Source organism: Bacillus sp. C28GYM-DRY-1, assembly GCF_030519405.1.
GTDB lineage: Bacteria > Bacillota > Bacilli > Bacillales > Bacillaceae > Bacillus > Bacillus spizizenii_A.
Genome location: NZ_JAUMKF010000082.1, coordinates 1 through 351, shown reverse-complemented (window position 1 = coordinate 351; position 351 = coordinate 1). Strand labels below are relative to the sequence as shown.

The 351-nt window shown below is 39.9% G+C and carries 1 pseudogene; it reads left to right on the top strand.

Annotation, left to right across the window (positions count from 1 at the left end):
- Positions 1–351: pseudogene (locus Q3W56_RS20770) on the top strand (helix-turn-helix domain-containing protein); the annotation flags it as partial.

The window sequence follows — 351 nt, the reverse complement described above, 5'->3', positions numbered from 1 at the left end:
AGAAGGCTGTAGACATGAGATTGGCAGGCGTACCTATGAAAGAGATCATGCAGGAGTTGAATATCAAAAATAATACGCAGATTAAGACATGGGTCAGATGGTATAAGGCTGGTGATACACATCGATTTGAACAGCCTGTTGGTAAGCAATACACTTATGGAAAAGGTCCGGAGTATTCTTCCGAATTAGAGAAACTGCAGGCAGAGAATCGTTACCTGAGACAACAGAATGAAGTTTTAAAAAAGTACAACGAATTGGAAAGGAAGTTGATAGCAAAACGTCAGTCGAACTTGTAGAAATATTGCACAGCACAATGACCGTGCAGGATATCTGTATTCATTTAGGTATCTC